We start from the raw sequence: 17,587 nt of genomic DNA, 5'->3' as shown, positions 1-17,587 counted from the left end.
TAAAATAGCGACGGTCTTTATTTTTCTAAGCCAAGTGCTTTATTATTACGATCAATAATACGTTGTAAATTCGTCTCATATAAAGGTATTTCATCTATTGTTAATTGAGATGGTGTTAACTTTGGAGCGAATTGCTGCAATGTTTTTAAAAGGCGCATCATTAAATCTTGTACTGTAATGGTTTCGCCAAGTAATTCTGAAAGTGAAGCCATCGTACTCGGTACAATTTCAGGATAAGTAAAGCGTGTTTCTTCTCCTTGAATGGCTAGGTTGTAGAAATCACGAACGAGTGCGGCACGTTCAGAGCCACTTCCTGTAGCACAGAGATAAATTTGGACAGCGACACCACCGCGAATACGGCGCTGTGAAATACCAGCAAATTTTTGATCGCGAATACTTAAATCGTAGCTACCAGGGCAGTAAGAACCAACGATTTCTTTTGCCTCAATTGTAACATCGTAATCCTTTAACATTTCCTGAATTAAATGCCACATTGTATCGTATCCAAGATCAATATCGATACCTTTTTCCGTCTCTTGGAATAAAAGCGATACGTTTAACACACCTTCATCAAGTACGACTGCAAGTCCGCCAGAATTACGAACGATAACATTGAAGTTGTTTTCTTTTAAAAAGGAAATTCCTTCTTCCAAGTGCGGTAGGCGTGAATCTTGAATGCCAAGAACAATTGTATTGTGATGAACCCAAGAACGCATTGTTGCAGCTGATTGACCATTTCCGATACTTGTGCATAATGTGTCGTCCATTGCGAATGACTGCAATGCATGGAATGTTGGTCCCAAACTAGACTGATCTACAATACGCCACTCTGGCTGAGATAAAATGGAACGGGAATTGCTCATATAACTAACCCCTTATCTTTAAAATGACAATCTCTATTATAGCAAAAAATAATGAAAGTAGTTTTTAAGAGAAAACCTTCCTGAATTGTAAGGTTGTTGTAAGGAAAGTGAATTGGTTAAATGATCTAAGATGGCTAAACTAAGAGATGTAATTATTGATTTTAGGAGGCATACAAATGAAAAATGTTAAATTAGGAATCGTAGCGATTATGTCAGCTGCTGTATTTAGTGGCTGTTCTATTATGGATATGATTGCACCACAAGCAACGGGTGTTGTTATGTACGGAGATGAAACAGGCGTTCAACAAACAATGGATCAATATAAAGATAAAATTGAATCTCAAAATAAATTTGAAGCTAAACTAGGTACTGTTAATGAGAAAAAGGTTTTAATCATGAATAAAACAACGGCTGAGAAGATGGTAAAGGAAAACATGCTGAAAAAAGTAGTGAAAGAAGATGTAGAACCTATTAAAGCATTGCCGGCTATTTCTGATGAAGCTGGAATTGTATTTGCTAAAGAGGAACAAAAAGATGTAGTAATTGATGGAAAGAAAATGAAGTACGAAGGCAATGTAGTAATTGGTGATGCGCGTAAATATACAGATATGTATGCAGTTGTTAGTGATGCAGAATATGCAAAAATAAGTGAACCGGTAAAAACAATTGGTTTAGCATCCTTTAAAGAGAATCCAAAGGAAAAGATTTTCCCAGATATAAAGAGGGATTCTAAAGTAGAAGAAGCACATATGGTTGAAGTGAAATAATAAAAAGGATGCATGTAATGCATCCTTTTTATTCTGCAATTTTTTCTAAATTACCATTTCGATCCATTCGGAAAGATGTTTGAGAACGTTCTTCTTCATCCATGACTGCCAACTTACGAGCGCGGTTCATAATGTTCATAAGTGTTTCGTAATCTTCTTGTACAGTATGAGATTGTTTTTCTAATTTTTCCAGTTTCTTTTCTAGTTCTTCATTTCGAAGGATTTGTGATTTAATTTCTTGTTTCAATCTCGTATTCTCGTTTTCAAGAGCTGTCACTTTTATATTTGAAGATCCGACTGTTTGTAAAAAATAAATAACATCTTGCATTGTCATAGAGCCTTTTGCAGTAGGAACGGTAGTTTCTTGATATGGAGTAGCTTCTTTATATTGTACAATTGATTCCTCTTGTACGAACTCTTCATAATTAGTTATCGAATCTGAAGCTGGTGGTGTATAAAGTAAACGTTTTTTCGCTTGTTCACCACTTGCAGCACGCATTTTATCTTTACGATGTTTTTTTGCTAGTTGAAGAGCTTGTTCATAGCTATAGCGAACAACAGCATTCCAACGGAAACCACAGGCAGCCGATGTACGATTTAATCTGTCTCCTACTTCTTCAAATGCATTTAATTGGGTACTTCCTTCTCGAACGTGACGAAGTACAGTTTCAGCAAGTAATAAATCATCCTCATCCGTCCAAGCATCTTGTCTTACTTTCATAGATTCAACTCCCTTTCTTTTTATGAACTTCCTATTTTTATAATGGGCAAAAAAGTGAGCTTTTATACAAAGCTTTTAAAAATATGGTAGATTTCGATGAGAGGTATAAAGTGAAACTTTAATCAGTGGGGAGGTTCTTCATCCCCCACCTAACTTCTTTGCTTTCGCTGAATTTTAAGGTGGGGATCTTACTGCCCATTAAAGCGGGATAAATTTTGCCAAGAATGATGGAAGGTGCTGTAGGAAAACATATAAATATGTAGCATTATATGAGGAAAGAGCGTCGAAAGGAAACTTGCAACGAGCTTCAAAGAGCGGTAAAATACCATTTAGTGTTTATTTTTAAATGTACTTGAGAAAAGTTTAAAATAGAGGAAGTGTTATATAATGGGAAACGAATTTCGTGTATGTGATGATTGTCAGGCAACGAACGTTAAAACGCTGATTCCAAAGCTAAAAAAAGTAGATTCATGTGCAACGATTGAAGTTGGATGTCAGTCTTACTGTGGCCCTGGCCGTAAAAAATCATTCGCATTTGTAAATAATCGTCCAGTTGCAGCGCCAACAGAAGACGAATTAATTGTAAAAATTGAGGCAAAGTTAAATAAGTAAGGAAAAGAAGAGTGAACAGATTACTCTTCTTTTTTTATGCCCATAAGAGGAAGAATCTATTCTGAGAAAGCTTAACTGGTGATGATAATAGTTCATGACAGATAGGCATTATCTATTTATTAAGGTCTCGACCTATATGAATTTGTATTTCAAAATAATGGTTGACAGTCTTTTGAAGCGATAGGTAGAATAGAAGGTGTCTGATTCTGAGAATCATTATCAGAAAAGGGCTGATTCATTTAATTTTTTTATTGCTATTTGAGAATAAATTTCATTTCATTAAATTAAACATATGTTGTTGGTTAGGATGGTTGAGGGATGGAAGCGAGCGCAAGGAGTATAGAACAGCAAGATGTGAATGTTAAAGAGATTAAGAGCAGGCCGCTCATTGCTTCTATTATTTTAGTAGCAGGTACAATTTTGTTAGCTTTAAGCATGGCACTGTCTATTTCGTTTGGTGCTGCAGATATTAGTTTAAAGACTGTATGGCAAGCTGTATTTCAGTTTGACGGTTCTATTACGCATCATAATGTAATTCAAGAACTTCGCATGCCTAGAGCAATAGGGGGCGTAGTAGCAGGTGCCTTTTTAGCGGTATCAGGAGCAATTATGCAAGGTATGACGCGAAATCCACTTGCATCACCATCGTTAATGGGGATTACAGATGGGGCTGTATTTGGAATTGCAATTATGTATGCATTCTTCCCTAATTCACCTTATTTAATGTTCGTTATTGCATCTTTTATTGGTGCTGCGTTTGGAGCGAGCATTGTATATGGAATTGGATCTTCTTCACCAGGTGGATTAACGCCTGTGAAATTAGCTTTAGCGGGTGCCGCGATTAGTGCTTTATTAGGGGCCATTTCATCTGGAATTGCGCTATATTTCAATCTTGCCCAAGAGGTAAGTATGTGGAATGCAGGCGGAGTTGCTGGAGTGAAATGGGAAAGTATTAATATGTTAGTACCGATTGGTCTAGTTTGTCTCTTCATTGCAATTATGATGTCGAGGTATATTACAATTTTAAGCTTCGGTGAAGAAATTGCGATTGGACTTGGTCAAAATACGACATTAATTAAATTTATTGGGACAGTACTTGTTCTTGTGTTAACAGGTTCGGCAGTTTCTATGGCAGGATCGGTTGGATTTGTTGGCCTTGTCATCCCACATATGACTCGTTTCCTTGTAGGCTCAGACTATAGATGGGTTATTCCATGTTCTGCGGTCTTAGGCGGGCTGTTAATTGAATGTGCAGATATGTTATCTCGCGTTATTAATCCGCCGTTTGAAACGCCAATTGGAGCAATTACAGCGCTAATTGGGGTTCCATTCTTCCTCTACTTAGCACGTAACGAAGGGAGAGGAAAAATGTGAGGACAAGTGCCTTAACAAAAAAGAACATTTCGGTTTTAACAATTTTAGTAGGATTAATCGTTACTGTATTTTTAGTGAGTTTAAATACAGGGACATTTAAAATACCGCCAATGGACGTATTAAAGTCATTGGTTGGACTCGGGGCTGAAGATCAGTCTGTTATTTTATTTGAATTCCGTATGCCGCGTATGGTCATTGCTATATTAGTTGGATCTGCTTTAGCGATGTCAGGTGCGATTTTGCAAGGGTTATCACGAAATCCACTTGCTGATCCAGGTATTATCGGTATTAACGCTGGAGCGGGATTAACAGTTGTTATCTTTGTCTACTTTTTCTTCGGGAAAGTAGGAACTGGTACATTTTTATCTGTATTCATTCTTCCGTTCTTCGCACTAGTTGGAGCGATATTAGCAGCTGTTATTATTTATTTACTAGCATGGAAAGATGGTGTTTCATCGACTCGATTGATACTGGTTGGTATCGCTGTTGCAGCCGGGTTTGGTGCTGTTAGTTTAATTTTTTCTATGAAGATGACATCTAACGATTTCCGTTTTGCTACGATTTGGTTAGCAGGAAGTCTATGGGGCACAGATTGGAAGTTTGTACTAAGTGTACTTCCATGGATGGTTATTTTCATGCCACTTGCCATTAGTAAAGCTCACATATTAAACGTAATGAACCTAGGTGACTCCACAGCAGTTGGCCTTGGTGTAAATGTAGAAAAAGAAAGACGTAAATTATTATTTATTGCAGTTTGTTTAGCTGGTGCATCTGTCGCTGTTGCTGGAGGAATTGGTTTTATCGGTTTAATGGCTCCGCATTTAGCGAGGCGCCTTGTTGGTGGTAAACATCAAATTATGCTGCCTACGGCTGCACTAATAGGAACGTTTTTACTTTTATTCGCAGACGTAATTTCAAGAAGTGTGTTAACAACTTCAGAAATACCGGTCGGTCTTGTTATTTCTGTAATTGGTGCACCGTATTTCATATACTTACTTATGAGGACAAAATAAAGGGAGGCTTTTTGTATGGCAACTTTAGCAGTTGATGCGGTATCTGTTGGCTATAATGAAGGGTTAATTATTGATGGATTAACAGTTGAAATTCCGGAAGGGAAAATTACAACAATTATTGGACCGAATGGTTGTGGGAAGTCCACATTATTAAAAACGGCTTCTCGTATTTTGAAGGCGAAAAAGGGTACGGTTTATCTTGACGGAAAAGCAATCGAGAAACAGCCAACGAAAGAAATCGCAAAGAAAATGGCAATTTTACCACAGACTGCAGAAGTGCCAACTGGCCTTACTGTGTTTGAACTCGTTTCATATGGACGCTTTCCTCATCAAAAAGGATTTGGAACGTTGAAAGAAGAGGATTATCGCTACATTCATTGGGCACTTGAAGTGACGGGAATGACAGAATTCGCAAATCGTCCAGCAGAGGCATTATCAGGTGGACAACGTCAACGCGTATGGATTGCGATGGCTCTTGCACAAGGGACAGAATTACTCGTATTAGATGAACCGACAACGTACTTAGATATGGCTCATCAATTAGAAGTATTAAACTTATTGAAAAAGTTAAATGAAGAAGAAGGTAGAACGATTGTTATGGTTATCCATGACTTAAACCATGCTTCTCGTTTCTCAGATCATATGATTGCATTAAAGGCTGGTAAGTTAATGAAACAAGGAACGCCAGACGAAGTGATGACAAGTGAAACGCTTCGCAGTGTATTTGAGATTGAAGCTCAAATTGTTCCATGTCCAGTAAACTGTAAGCCAATTTGTTTAACGTATGATTTAGCGATGATTAGTAATCAATTGCGTAAAAAAGCATAAGTAGAATCCCCCTCGTAAAGAGGGGGGCTTCTAATGGACGTTGAGCCTCTTATTTCTTATTCGTAAATAGGAAGTTGAACACCCGTTAGAACGGGGCATAAGCAACAATTAATCAATATATATTTATTAATTGTTAACCTTGTTTCTTATAGTTCACTGTAACTTATAAGAGAAATACAGCTAGAAGGAGTGGGAACATGAAGAATTTTAAAATGGCGTTATTAGCAATGGTACTAGTCGTTACTTCTGTACTATTTGCAGCTTGTTCTAACAAAGAAGAGAAAAAAGCAGATGCGAAAGATGCGAAGACTGAAGAGCGCACTGTACAACATGCAAAAGGGGAAATTAAAATCCCTGCAAATCCAAAGAAAATTGCTGACCTTAGTGGTTCAACAGAAGAATTATTAATCTTTGGTATGAAACCAATTATTACTGCTAATACATCTCAAGAAAAAATTGATGCACATATTGAAAAGAAATTAAAAGACGTAAAACCAGTTGGTTCTGCTTGGGGAGATAAAATTAATATCGAAGCAGTAGCTGCTGCAAAACCAGACTTAATTCTTGTAAATAATCGTCAAGAAAAGATTTATGATCAATTATCTAAAATCGCACCTACAGTTATGTTAAAAACTCCATTAGACCAATGGCGTCCAAAATTCGAAGAAGTAGGTCAAATCTTCGGTAAAGAGAAAGAAACAAAAGAATGGTTCAAACAGTATGATGAAAAAGCAAGCAAATTACATGATAAAATCGTTGCGAAAACTGGCGATGCTAAATTCATGAAAATGGCTGCATATCCAAACGCTTTCCGCGTATACGGTGACTACGGTTACGGTAGCGTAATCTTTAATGATTTAAAATTACCAGCAGTTAAAGGTACACCAACTGATAAACCTTTAGTACAAGTACAAAAAGAAGCTTTAATCGATTACAACCCAGATTACTTATTCGTATTTACGACTGGTGACGGTTCTCAGCGTCTAAAAGAATTCCAAGAAGAATCAATTTGGAAAAATATGAACGCTGTTAAAAATAACCACGTATTTACAATTAAAAACGAAGACTTAAACAAAGGTTACTTCCCGCTAGGTAAAGAAATGATCTTAGATGAAGTTGCTGAGTTCGTTTTAGGGAAATAATGTGTAAAAAAATCACTTTTACTCCGGTAAAAGTGGTTTTTTCTTTATATAAGGGCAATTAATATAGTCTTTCATTTCTTTCTGTTTCCTATTTCGTTTATAATATATAGTAAGAATGCAGTAAAGAAAGGGGGATGTCGGAAGGTGGTATATTTAAACGACAAACTCAGCGAAACAAAAGTGTTTAAAGACCCGGTACATAAATATGTGCACGTGCGCGATCGTGTTATTTGGGATTTAATCGGAACGAAAGAATTTCAACGCTTGCGCCGTATTAAGCAGCTTGGAACGACATTTTTTACATTTCACGGTGCAGAGCATAGTCGCTTTACTCATTCGTTAGGTGTATATGAAATTATTCGTCGTATGATTGATGATGTGTTTGATGGCAGACCGAACTGGAATGCTGAAGATAGATTGTTATGCTTATGTGCGGCATTACTTCATGATGTCGGTCACGGCCCATTTTCTCATTCGTTTGAGAAAGTATTTTCATTAGATCATGAGAAATTTACGCAAAAGATTATCGTTGGAGATACAGAAATTAATCGCGTATTAAGTCGTGTGGATAAAGACTTTCCGCAAAAGGTAGCGGATGTAATCGCAAAAACATCTACTAATAAATTAGCGATTAGCATGATTTCCAGTCAGATTGATGCAGATCGCATGGACTATTTATTAAGAGATGCGTATTTCACTGGCGTAAAGTATGGAAACTTTGATATGGAACGTATACTGCGCGTTATGCGTCCGTACGGAAATCAAGTAGTTATTAAAAATAGTGGTATGCATGCTGTTGAACATTATATTATGAGTCGTTATCAAATGTACTGGCAAGTATATTTCCATCCAGTAACACGCAGTGCTGAAGTTATTTTAACGAAGATTTTACACCGTGCAAAATCATTGCACGAGAAGTACTATACATTTAAAAATCACCCTGTTCATTTCTATTCTTTATTTGAAGAAGAAGTAACAGTAGAGGATTATTTAAAGTTAGACGAGAACGTTATGTATTATTACTTCCAAGTATGGCAAGACGAAGAAGATCCAATTTTAAGCGATCTATGCCGTCGTTTTATGAATCGAAACCTATTTAAATATGTAGAGTTTACAGATAAGCACGGTTTAGATAATTGGATGGAATTAAGTAGCTTATTTAAAAAGATTGGACTCGATCCAGAATACTATTTAGTAGTTGATTCAACATCAGACTTACCGTACGACTTTTACCGTGCTGGTGAAGAAGAAGAACGTCTGCCAATCTTACTTCTTATGCCAAATGGAGAGCTTAGAGAGCTCTCACGGGAATCGGATATTGTTGAGGCGATTACTGGTAAGAAGAGAAGGGATCAAAAGCTATTCTACCCGCATGATTTAATCTATGAAGATGGAAGAAAAGGAAAATATAAAGAGAGAATCATCGAGTTACTAGAAGGAAAAAAATAAGAAGCAGCTAATGGCTGCTTCTTATGAAAAAACTTGAAATTATTTGTCGCTTAAGCGTTTTCCGCCAACTGCATAATGGTTTTTAGACATTTCTTCGATGAAAACAACGATGTTTTCTTCAGGAGCACCAGTTGTTTCGCTTACTGCTGCTGTTACTTTCTCAGCAAGAGCTTTCTTTTGTTCCTCTGTGCGTCCTTCTAGCATTTTCACTGTTACGTATGGCATATATAATCGCTCCTTTTATGTAAGTTACACTCTTATTATAGCGGATTATGTGGAAGAACAATCGAAAAAACAAATAATTTCTTTTTTGACATATGGAAGAGGAGATGAAATATGGATCAGTTATTTAGATACCCGTTGCACCAAATTCCTTTGGTAGCAATGGCCATTATTATCGCATTATCAGTGCATGAATTTGCGCATGCATATGTAGCATATAAATTTGGAGACGATACAGCAAAGAGACAAGGGCGCTTAACTTTATCGCCGATGGCACATTTAGATCCTATCGGGATGATTGCTGTATTAATTCTTGGTTTTGGTTGGGCGAGACCAGTTCCTGTTAACCCATATAACTTTAAAAGACCTCGTCTTGCAGGTATATTAGTTTCAATTGCAGGACCGATTAGTAACTTAATTTTAAGCGCAATCGGTTTAATTATTTGGTATAGCTTATTAACATTTGGTGTATTAGACTCAATTCCATTTGCAGTAGCAGATACGCTAGCTCAATTTTTCCAGATTTTTATTATGTTGAATATCGTTTTACTTGTCTTTAACTTATTACCAATCCCGCCACTTGATGGATATCGCGTAGTGGAGGATTTAGCACCAACAAATATTCGTGCGAAAATGACACAGTATGAAAAATATGGGGCAATTGCTTTATTAATTCTAGTTATTACACCGCTTAGCAATTACACAATCCAACCTATTTTTAATGTTGTCATTCCATACGTATTTGCATTTTTAAACAGTATTATTGCGCCTATCTTTGGCCTTTTATAATCATTAAGTGAGGAGGAATTTACATATGACAGAGAAAAAGAAAAAAATCGGTTTTAATATCGTGAAAAATGATTCAACAGATGGACATGGTGGTTTTGGCGTTGGGGCATTAAGTCTAGAAAACATTTCACCTGTATTTGTCGATGTACTAGAGAAAACAGCATTTGTTGATATCGGTGCGATGCATGCACGTAGTACAGTAGAAAAAGGTATTAAGTTTTTAACAAATAAAGATGAAGTTCCAAACGGAAAACCATACTGGCTTGTATGGGTAACGATTGAAAGAACAGCAACAGGTGCGTATTACGCAGGCGTAACAGCTTGTGAAATGACAGTTGACCGTGAAATTCGCCGCGGATATAAGTCACTTCCAGAGCACGTAAACAAAATGGATAAATCATTGAAGCGTCACATTATGGTTGAACATATGGACGAATCATCTAAAAAAGTACTTGGTACATTCTTAAAAGAACATAATGAAGCGATTTGGAACGAGTCTAGCGAAGAATTGCGCCGTGCATTATTAAGTGAATAAAAGAAAAGGATGTCTCACTAGTCGATTGTTGACTAGTGAGACATCCTTTTTATTTTGGCTTGTTGTATGAAAATATATCAACAATTCGACAAGGAGGCTATTCCACGTTCAGTGAAATAGCCGGATATTCTACCAAGGAAGATATTTTTTCCACCAACTTGTTTTTTTCTTTTCTTCAGTTGTCTTTTCAAATTCCTCTTTATCATCAACGTGATCCATACAATATTCAGTTGGTTCTGTACCTTTTGCAAAATACATTTTCACTGAAATTGGACAATTTTTTGTAGCGATTTTCCCGTTTTCAGGGTTAATATCGACTGCAACGACGTCACTTGGTTGTTTAAACTCTTTTTTAGGTTGTCCATCTAAGCCTTTCTCCATCGTATCAGTCCATATTCTTTTCGCATAGCCTTGTTCTGCTACGTTTGAAATTGATTTAGGTTGATCATATCCAACCCATACGCCAGTTACGAGTTGCGGGGTAAACCCAATCATCCAACTATCTGTTTCAGTAGAACCAGATTTTCCGGCATAGGTTCTTGATAGTTTAGATAATATTGATTGACCAGTTACAGCAGCATAACTGCTTAGTTTTTTATTAAACATGCCTGTCATCATTTCTTCCATCACAAATGCTTTGCTCTTATCAAGAACTTGTTTACTCTCCAAATGAGCATCGTATAAAATATTTCCTTCATGATCCATAATGCGGCGAATGAAAATAGGTTTTACTTCTTTTCCCCCGTTTGCGAACATGCTATAAGCGTTAACCATTTCAATTGGTTTTACAGGAGATGTACCGAGCGCGAGGGAAGGGACATCTTTTAATGCACTTTTAATGCCGAATTGCTTCGCCGTTTTTGTAAGAATGTCTTCGCCTAAAAATAAATTGGTCTTCACGGCATATACGTTATCAGAGACCGCAAGAGCTTGCGCCATTGTTACAAAATCGTCTGCATAATAGTCTTTATAGTTTTTTGGTTTATACTTTGAAACACCGTCACCTAAAGTGAACACGGTGTATTCGCTTTTTAAGCGTGTAGCAGGGGTGAATCCTCGTTCTAATGCCGCATAATATAGAAATGGCTTAAATGTAGATCCAGGCTGGCGAGCGGCCTGTGTAGCCCTGTTAAATTGACTTGTATTATAATCAGTTCCACCAACAAGGGCAGCTACTTCACCTGTCTTTGGATTCATAGAGACGAGCGCAGTTTGTATGTTTGTCGTGTCAGGTATGTGGTCTTTTACAGCTTGTTCTGCAACTGATTGTAATTTTGGGTCTAGCGTTGTATAAATACGCAAGCCGCCTTTTTGTAAGGCTTGCTCATCTAATCCGATATCACGAAGAAGAGAAGCTTGTACAGCATCTTGGAAATAAGGCGCAACCTCTGCGACTTTTTTCGTATCTAATGAAGCGAAAGTTAGTGATTCTTTCTTTGCTGAAGCTGCTTGTTTCTTCGTAATATAGCCTTGTTCTACCATTTCATCTAATATAAGAGATTGTCGTTCTTTCGCACGCTCTTTTTTTAAAAAGGGAGAGTAGACACTAGGTCCTTTTGGTATACCCGCGAGCATACTAGCTTCCGCTAATGTTAATTCTTTTGCTGTTTTATCAAAATATAGACGGGACGCAGCTTCGATTCCATAAGCACCATGCCCGTAATAAATTGTATTTAAATATCCTTCTAAAATATGATTTTTATTATAATTCACTTCAAGACGGATTGTGTACATTGCTTCTAATAGTTTACGTTTCCACGTTTTATCATGATCTAAGTATAGGTTACGGGCATACTGTTGTGTAATCGTACTAGCGCCTTGGACTTTTGCCATCGCTTTTAAATCAGCAACAATGGCACCAGCGATACGCTTCATATCAAAGCCATGATGTTTGTAGAATCTTTGATCTTCGATAGAAAGTGTTGCCTCTTTTACATAAGGAGAAATTTCATTGAGAGATACATTGTATCGTTTTTGCATCTCATTACTTTGTCCTATAACAGTGTCATCATTAGCATAAAAGACACTTGTTTGCGGGACAGCGACAGGAGGAGGTCCCATAATTTTTGCAACTATAATAATAACAAAAAAGGAAAAAACGAAAAAAAGAACAGAAGAAAACATTACGGTGAAGAAAAGACGTTTATATTTTTTAAGTTTTGGATTCATAGTTTGATCCATCTTTTTCAGCCCCTCATTCATACAAACATTATTGTATTAGTATTGAGGGTTTTTGATTATTTTAAACAATGAAATTTCGAAAATAAAGAGCTCCTTCAATTAAGAAAGAAGCTCAAATGCACGTGCTGGCCAATCGGTAATAATGACATCTACGCCATAATCAATCATAGTTTGTAAATCTTTGTATTCGTTAATTGTATAAGGGCGGAAAACATACCCTTGTTTTTGCGCGAGTTGAACAAATTCCTTTGTTAGTAGTTGAAAGTTTGGGTGTAAACCAGTCGCATCTCTATTTTTTGCTTCGGCGATAGGATCAGCAAGTGGTGTATCATATAAAATTGCTCTTGGGATTTCAGGAGCAATTTCTGCTAATAATGAAACAGAGTCGTGATTAAATGAAGAGAATACAATTTGATTAGAAAGATGATATTCTCGAACGAGAGCAACAACTTTTTCTTCAATGTTTGGATAGTGAATGACATCTGTCTTTAACTCAATGTTGAGCTGTAACTTTGTTGTAGATAACCAAATGAATACTTCGCGTAACGTTGGGATTTTTGCTTCATGGAAAGAAGGATCTTTATGGCTGCCGGCATCTAAAGCTTGTAACTCTTCTACCGTTTTTTCAGAGACAAGACCTACATCATTCGTTGTACGATCGACTGTTTCATCGTGAATTACGACAAGTTCACCATCTTTTGATAGGTGGACATCAAGTTCAATGCCATGGGCGCCGATGCGTTCAGCTTCTTGGAAGGCAATCATCGTATTTTCTGGATGTGTTCCTTTTACGCCGCGATGAGCGAAAATAAGTGGTTTACTCATGTGAAATTCTCCTTATCATTTCTTTTCTTTCATTATGAAACTGCTTTTGAAAAAATACAATTTAATATGACAAACATTTACAAAAGTCTAACAGTTGCACAAAAGTTAACGTTAACGTAAAATGTAATAATCGAGTGAAGGGAGGAATAAACATGTATAAGATTGATGAAGTTACAAAGCAAGTTGGTTTAACAAAACGTACACTTCGTTATTATGAGGAAATTGGTTTAATTCATCCCCCAGAACGTAGTGAGGGGAACATTCGCCTGTATACAGATGAAGATATCGCTAGAATTAAAAGAATTGTGGAAGCGAAAGAAGTGTTAGGGATTACGCTTCAAGAAATGCAACATTTTTTATCGTTAAAAGAAAGAATGGAGCAAAGAAGAAATAGTGAGAATCCCCGTGATCGTGAAGTGATTCAAGAAATTAAAGAGATGCTTGAAAAACAAGTGCAAACGCTAGACGAGAAAATGGAGCAAATGCAGCGTGTAAAGGGAGAACTTGAAGACAGCTTACATCGTGCAGTGACATTTTTAGAGAATACAAAAGGAGAGTAATCAAAATGGAGAGCAAACAAAAACTAGGGAGATTGATTACAGTGTTGGCTACTTTCCTTGCCTTTTCAGGTATAGGGGTAGTCGATCCAATTTTGCCAATTATTGCTGAAAAGATTGGTGCATCGCATTGGCAAGTAGAGATGTTATTTACAGCGTATATTTTGACGATGGCAATTATGATGTTACCAGCTGGAATATTTGCATCGAGATTTGGTGATAAACGAATGATGACAATCGGTCTTGCGATCGTGACTGTATTTGCGTTTATATGCGGTATATCGCAAACGATTGCTCAGTTATCTCTTTTCCGCGCTGGATGGGGATTAGGGAATGCGATGTTCTTCGCAACGGCGATGACTTTATTGATTGCATTAAGTAAAGAAGTTCATGAAGCAGTAGGGTTATATGAAGCAGCTATCGGTTTAGGAATGGCAGGTGGACCATTATTAGGCGGGATATTAGGTGGACATTCTTGGCGTTACCCATTTTTTGCGACGAGTATTTTAATTTTCTTAGCATTTATTTTAGTTTTCTTCTTTGTGAAAGAACCAGAGCGAAAAGTGAAGCGTAAAGCGGCAGGCGTAGGGGAATTGCTTAACCTGGTGAAGTATAAGCCGTTTATGCAAGGCGCCATTTCAGGAATGTTATACTACTACGGATTTTTCGTTGTGTTAGCATATTCACCACTTATTATGCATTTATCTGCTATTCAATTAGGTTTTGTATTTTGTGGATGGGGACTCGCGTTAGCTTACGGTTCTGCAATTTTAGCACATAAGCTAGAAGGGAAATATGAGCCGAAAGCATTGTTGAAAGGCAGTTTACTCGTATTTGCGCTGTTCTTAATTGCACTATTCTTCGTGAAAATTATGTGGTTACAAATTGTATTAATTGTTCTATCAGGATTAGCATCAGGATTAAATAATGCATTATTTACAAGTTATGTAATGGATATTTCACCTTATGAAAGATCTGTTACATCTGGTGTTTATAACTTCGTTCGTTGGTTAGGTGGCGCAATTGCTCCGATTTTATCAGGAATTATCGGTCATACTGTTTCACCACAAAGTCCGTTTTTAGTAGGTGGAATCGTGGTGTTAGTTGGTTGTATTATGATCCTAATTCCAATTCGTAAACCAGTAGAAATAGAGACAAAGGCCCTTTCTTAAGAAAGGGTTTTCTTTCCTTTTACGGTGCAAACCCTTCCTGCACATATGTTAGAACCCTCTGACTAAAATATATTTTCGGTATTTTTGTACTTTTAACTATACATTTTGGATGTTTTGTTTTATTTTTGTTAGGGGACATTAATGATGTCCCTATTATAAATTTGCATTGAAAGGCGTGATTGTACGATGGAACTATGGTTCACTGAAAAACAAACAAAACATTTTGGGATTACGGCGCGTATTAACCGCACATTACATACGGAGCAAACAGAATTCCAAAAACTAGATATGGTCGAAACGGAAGAGTTCGGAAACATGCTTATTTTAGATGGCATGGTTATGACAACAGAAAAAGATGAGTTCGTTTATCATGAAATGGTAGCGCACGTACCTTTATTTACACACCCAAACCCTGAAAACGTATTAGTTGTAGGTGGCGGCGATGGCGGTGTTATTCGTGAAGTGTTAAAACACCCAAGCGTAAAGAAAGCAACTCTTGTTGAAATCGATGGAAAAGTAATTGAGTACTCTAAACAGTACTTACCATCAATTGCAGGTGCATTAGATAATGAGCGTGTAGAAGTAAAAGTAGGAGATGGTTTCCTACATATCGCAGAAAGCGAAAATGAATATGACGTAATTATGGTAGATTCTACTGAGCCAGTAGGACCAGCAGTAAACCTATTTACAAAAGGCTTCTACGCTGGAATTTCAAAAGCGTTAAAAGAAGATGGTATTTTCGTTGCACAAACGGACAACCCTTGGTTTACGCCAGAACTAATTACAACTGTGTTTAAAGATGTAAAAGAGATTTTCCCAATTACTCGTTTATACACAGCGAACATTCCAACTTACCCAAGCGGTCTTTGGACGTTCACAATCGGATCTAAAAAACATGATCCATTACAAGTAAGTGAAGAGCGTTTCCACGAAATTGAAACGAAATACTACACAAAAGAATTACACAATGCAGCATTCGCATTACCGAAATTTGTTGGCGATTTAATTAAGTAAGAGAATCGCACGGAACAAATAAAGTGTAAATAGCTCATTTAAGGTGTTTGTCCAGAAGACTTGAACATGCTAGCTATTTACACTTCTGTAAAGAAAATTGTCTTCTTTGTATGAAATAGAAGACCCGGTAAATCGAGAAAGAGGAGCAACTCGCTCCAAATTTGAGAAATAATGAAAGGTTGGGATACCTTAAGTTCCACATAAGGAGGAAAAGAATATGCGTTTTGATGAAGCTTATTCAGGTAAAGTATTTATTAAAAGTCATCCAAGTTTTGAAGAGTCAAAGGTAGTTATTTATGGGATGCCTATGGATTGGACAGTAAGTTACCGTCCGGGATCTCGTTTTGGCCCTGCACGTATTCGTGAAGTATCAATCGGTCTTGAAGAATATAGTCCGTATTTAGATCGTGAACTAGAAGAGGTAAAATATTTTGATGCGGGTGATATCCCATTACCATTCGGAAACGCACAGCGCAGCTTAGACATGATTGAAGAATATGTATCAAAACTTTTAGATGCCGATAAGTTTCCACTAGGTCTCGGGGGTGAGCACTTAGTGTCTTGGCCAATTTTTAAGGCAATGGCAAAAAAATATCCGGATTTAGCAATCATCCATATGGATGCTCATACTGATTTACGTGAATCGTATGAAGGGGAGCCTTTATCCCACTCTACACCAATTCGTAAAGTGTGTGATTTAATTGGTCCGGAAAACGTATATTCTTTCGGAATTCGTTCTGGAATGAAGGAAGAATTTGAATGGGCGAAAGAAGTAGGTATGAACTTATATAAATTTGACGTATTAGAACCGTTAAAAGAAGTATTACCGAAACTTGCAGGACGCCCAGTCTATGTCACAATCGACATTGATGTATTAGACCCAGCTCACGCTCCAGGAACAGGAACGTTAGAAGCTGGTGGTATCACATCTAAAGAATTATTAGATTCCATCGTAGCAATTGCAAATTCAAATATAAATGTAGTTGGAGCAGACTTAGTAGAAGTAGCTCCTGTCTACGACCATAGTGATCAAACACCAGTCGCAGCAAGCAAATTCGTGCGGGAAATGCTGCTCGGTTGGGTGAAATAAAAGCGGAAGCCGACTGTTTAGACCCGGTGACTAAGGTTCTTTCCTGCAAAAGGTGCTTTTTACCTTTTGGCAGGGAAGGTTCTTAGACGCAAGGGTCTAGGAGGCGTAACTGGATAGTAGTAAAAGCGGAAGCGGCTCGCTCAGAATCGCAGGTCATTGGAACGCTCGACCGAGAGTGTGAAATGGCCGGAGATTCTAGCTGCTGTAGCTGGATAAAACAAGGGCCCCTATATGAATAAGGGGCCCTTGTTTTGTCGATTTGTGTCGGTAAGTCGATATATTTGAAAAATCGCTGATATAATTCGAGTTACGGTCGATATATGATGATGTATAAAAGTATGTGTAAACATTTTTAGGCAAAAAATAAGGCAAAGTACCCCCTAGGTTTATCCAGAACCTAAAATGAAAGGAGACTTTGCCTCATGCCTAATAA

18 protein-coding genes are annotated in these 17,587 nt (G+C 37.3%); 13 read left to right on the top strand and 5 right to left on the bottom strand.

Features of this window, described 5'->3' with window-relative positions:
• Positions 1–17: 17 nt before the first annotated feature.
• Entirely contained in the window at positions 18–863 is an 846-nt protein-coding gene (gene lipL / locus MR070_RS20305; RefSeq protein ID WP_000071956.1) for an octanoyl-[GcvH]:protein N-octanoyltransferase, read from the bottom strand.
• 176 nt (positions 864–1,039) lie between these two features.
• Between lipL and MR070_RS20300 the strand changes: the two genes are divergently transcribed.
• On the top strand, positions 1,040–1,630 hold the full coding sequence (locus tag MR070_RS20300; protein ID WP_000800129.1) for a lipoprotein BA_5634 family protein: 591 nt from the start codon (positions 1,040–1,042) through the stop codon (positions 1,628–1,630).
• A 28-nt stretch (positions 1,631–1,658) separates the two neighbouring features.
• Here the strand turns inward: MR070_RS20300 and MR070_RS20295 are convergent, their stop codons facing one another.
• Positions 1,659–2,351 carry an RsfA family transcriptional regulator gene (locus tag MR070_RS20295; protein WP_000868375.1) on the bottom strand — a complete coding sequence of 231 codons (693 nt, stop codon included), beginning with the start codon at positions 2,349–2,351 and terminating at the stop codon, positions 1,659–1,661.
• A 387-nt stretch (positions 2,352–2,738) separates the two neighbouring features.
• Between MR070_RS20295 and MR070_RS20290 the strand changes: the two genes are divergently transcribed.
• The 6 genes from MR070_RS20290 (at position 2,739) to MR070_RS20265 (ending at position 8,769) form a co-directional block, all read left to right on the top strand.
• The gene (locus MR070_RS20290; RefSeq protein WP_000526077.1) at positions 2,739–2,963 is read left to right on the top strand and encodes a YuzB family protein; all 225 of its coding nucleotides are present in this window, start codon (positions 2,739–2,741) and stop codon (positions 2,961–2,963) included.
• A 318-nt stretch (positions 2,964–3,281) separates the two neighbouring features.
• Positions 3,282–4,337: a FecCD family ABC transporter permease gene (locus tag MR070_RS20285; RefSeq protein ID WP_000388276.1), complete on the top strand. Its 1,056-nt coding sequence runs from the start codon at positions 3,282–3,284 to the stop codon at positions 4,335–4,337.
• The gene (locus MR070_RS20280; RefSeq protein ID WP_001260491.1) at positions 4,334–5,350 is read left to right on the top strand and encodes a FecCD family ABC transporter permease; all 1,017 of its coding nucleotides are present in this window, start codon (positions 4,334–4,336) and stop codon (positions 5,348–5,350) included. Before MR070_RS20285 ends, MR070_RS20280 begins: the two co-directional genes overlap by 4 nt.
• Positions 5,351–5,365: 15 nt before the next feature.
• Positions 5,366–6,178, top strand: a complete 813-nt coding sequence (locus MR070_RS20275; protein WP_000212064.1) for an ABC transporter ATP-binding protein — start codon at positions 5,366–5,368, stop codon at positions 6,176–6,178.
• Between the two features lie 197 nt (positions 6,179–6,375).
• On the top strand, positions 6,376–7,320 hold the full coding sequence (locus MR070_RS20270) for an ABC transporter substrate-binding protein (protein ID WP_000787739.1): 945 nt from the start codon (positions 6,376–6,378) through the stop codon (positions 7,318–7,320).
• Positions 7,321–7,464: 144 nt separating this feature from the next.
• The gene (locus MR070_RS20265; protein ID WP_000262739.1) at positions 7,465–8,769 is read left to right on the top strand and encodes an HD domain-containing protein; all 1,305 of its coding nucleotides are present in this window, start codon (positions 7,465–7,467) and stop codon (positions 8,767–8,769) included.
• Between the two features lie 39 nt (positions 8,770–8,808).
• On the opposite strand, the gene MR070_RS20260 is transcribed toward MR070_RS20265, so the two are convergent.
• The gene (locus MR070_RS20260) at positions 8,809–8,994 is read right to left on the bottom strand and encodes a 2-hydroxymuconate tautomerase (RefSeq protein WP_001147171.1); all 186 of its coding nucleotides are present in this window, start codon (positions 8,992–8,994) and stop codon (positions 8,809–8,811) included.
• Positions 8,995–9,105: 111 nt separating this feature from the next.
• Here MR070_RS20260 and MR070_RS20255 point away from each other — a divergent pair, with 111 nt between their 5' ends.
• Both MR070_RS20255 and MR070_RS20250 read left to right on the top strand, forming a co-directional pair.
• On the top strand, positions 9,106–9,780 hold the full coding sequence (locus tag MR070_RS20255) for a site-2 protease family protein (protein WP_000372461.1): 675 nt from the start codon (positions 9,106–9,108) through the stop codon (positions 9,778–9,780).
• Between the two features lie 25 nt (positions 9,781–9,805).
• On the top strand, positions 9,806–10,315 hold the full coding sequence (locus tag MR070_RS20250; protein ID WP_000136688.1) for a YwhD family protein: 510 nt from the start codon (positions 9,806–9,808) through the stop codon (positions 10,313–10,315).
• A 129-nt stretch (positions 10,316–10,444) separates the two neighbouring features.
• Here the strand turns inward: MR070_RS20250 and MR070_RS20245 are convergent, their stop codons facing one another.
• Both MR070_RS20245 and MR070_RS20240 read right to left on the bottom strand, forming a co-directional pair.
• Positions 10,445–12,496: a transglycosylase domain-containing protein gene (locus MR070_RS20245; RefSeq protein WP_044791901.1), complete on the bottom strand. Its 2,052-nt coding sequence runs from the start codon at positions 12,494–12,496 to the stop codon at positions 10,445–10,447.
• A gap of 99 nt (positions 12,497–12,595) precedes the next feature.
• Positions 12,596–13,321, bottom strand: coding sequence for a glycerophosphodiester phosphodiesterase (locus MR070_RS20240; protein ID WP_000042760.1), 726 nt, complete (start codon positions 13,319–13,321; stop codon positions 12,596–12,598).
• Between the two features lie 152 nt (positions 13,322–13,473).
• On the opposite strand from MR070_RS20240, the gene MR070_RS20235 reads away from it, so the two are divergent.
• The 4 genes from MR070_RS20235 (at position 13,474) to speB (ending at position 17,154) form a co-directional block, all read left to right on the top strand.
• Positions 13,474–13,881 carry a MerR family transcriptional regulator gene (locus tag MR070_RS20235; protein ID WP_000276568.1) on the top strand — a complete coding sequence of 136 codons (408 nt, stop codon included), beginning with the start codon at positions 13,474–13,476 and terminating at the stop codon, positions 13,879–13,881.
• A 5-nt stretch (positions 13,882–13,886) separates the two neighbouring features.
• On the top strand, positions 13,887–15,050 hold the full coding sequence (locus MR070_RS20230; protein WP_074608057.1) for an MFS transporter: 1,164 nt from the start codon (positions 13,887–13,889) through the stop codon (positions 15,048–15,050).
• 186 nt (positions 15,051–15,236) lie between these two features.
• Complete coding sequence (gene speE, locus MR070_RS20225; protein ID WP_000424698.1) at positions 15,237–16,064, top strand: polyamine aminopropyltransferase; 828 nt, start codon at positions 15,237–15,239, stop codon at positions 16,062–16,064.
• A 217-nt stretch (positions 16,065–16,281) separates the two neighbouring features.
• Positions 16,282–17,154, top strand: a complete 873-nt coding sequence (gene speB, locus MR070_RS20220) for an agmatinase (RefSeq protein WP_001209831.1) — start codon at positions 16,282–16,284, stop codon at positions 17,152–17,154.
• Positions 17,155–17,587: the final 433 nt, after the last annotated feature.

This window comes from Bacillus cereus group sp. BfR-BA-01453 (genome assembly GCF_022662915.1).
In the GTDB taxonomy this organism is placed as follows: Bacteria; Bacillota; Bacilli; order Bacillales; family Bacillaceae_G; genus Bacillus_A; species Bacillus_A paranthracis.
This window is presented reverse-complemented; position numbering and strand designations above follow the sequence as displayed.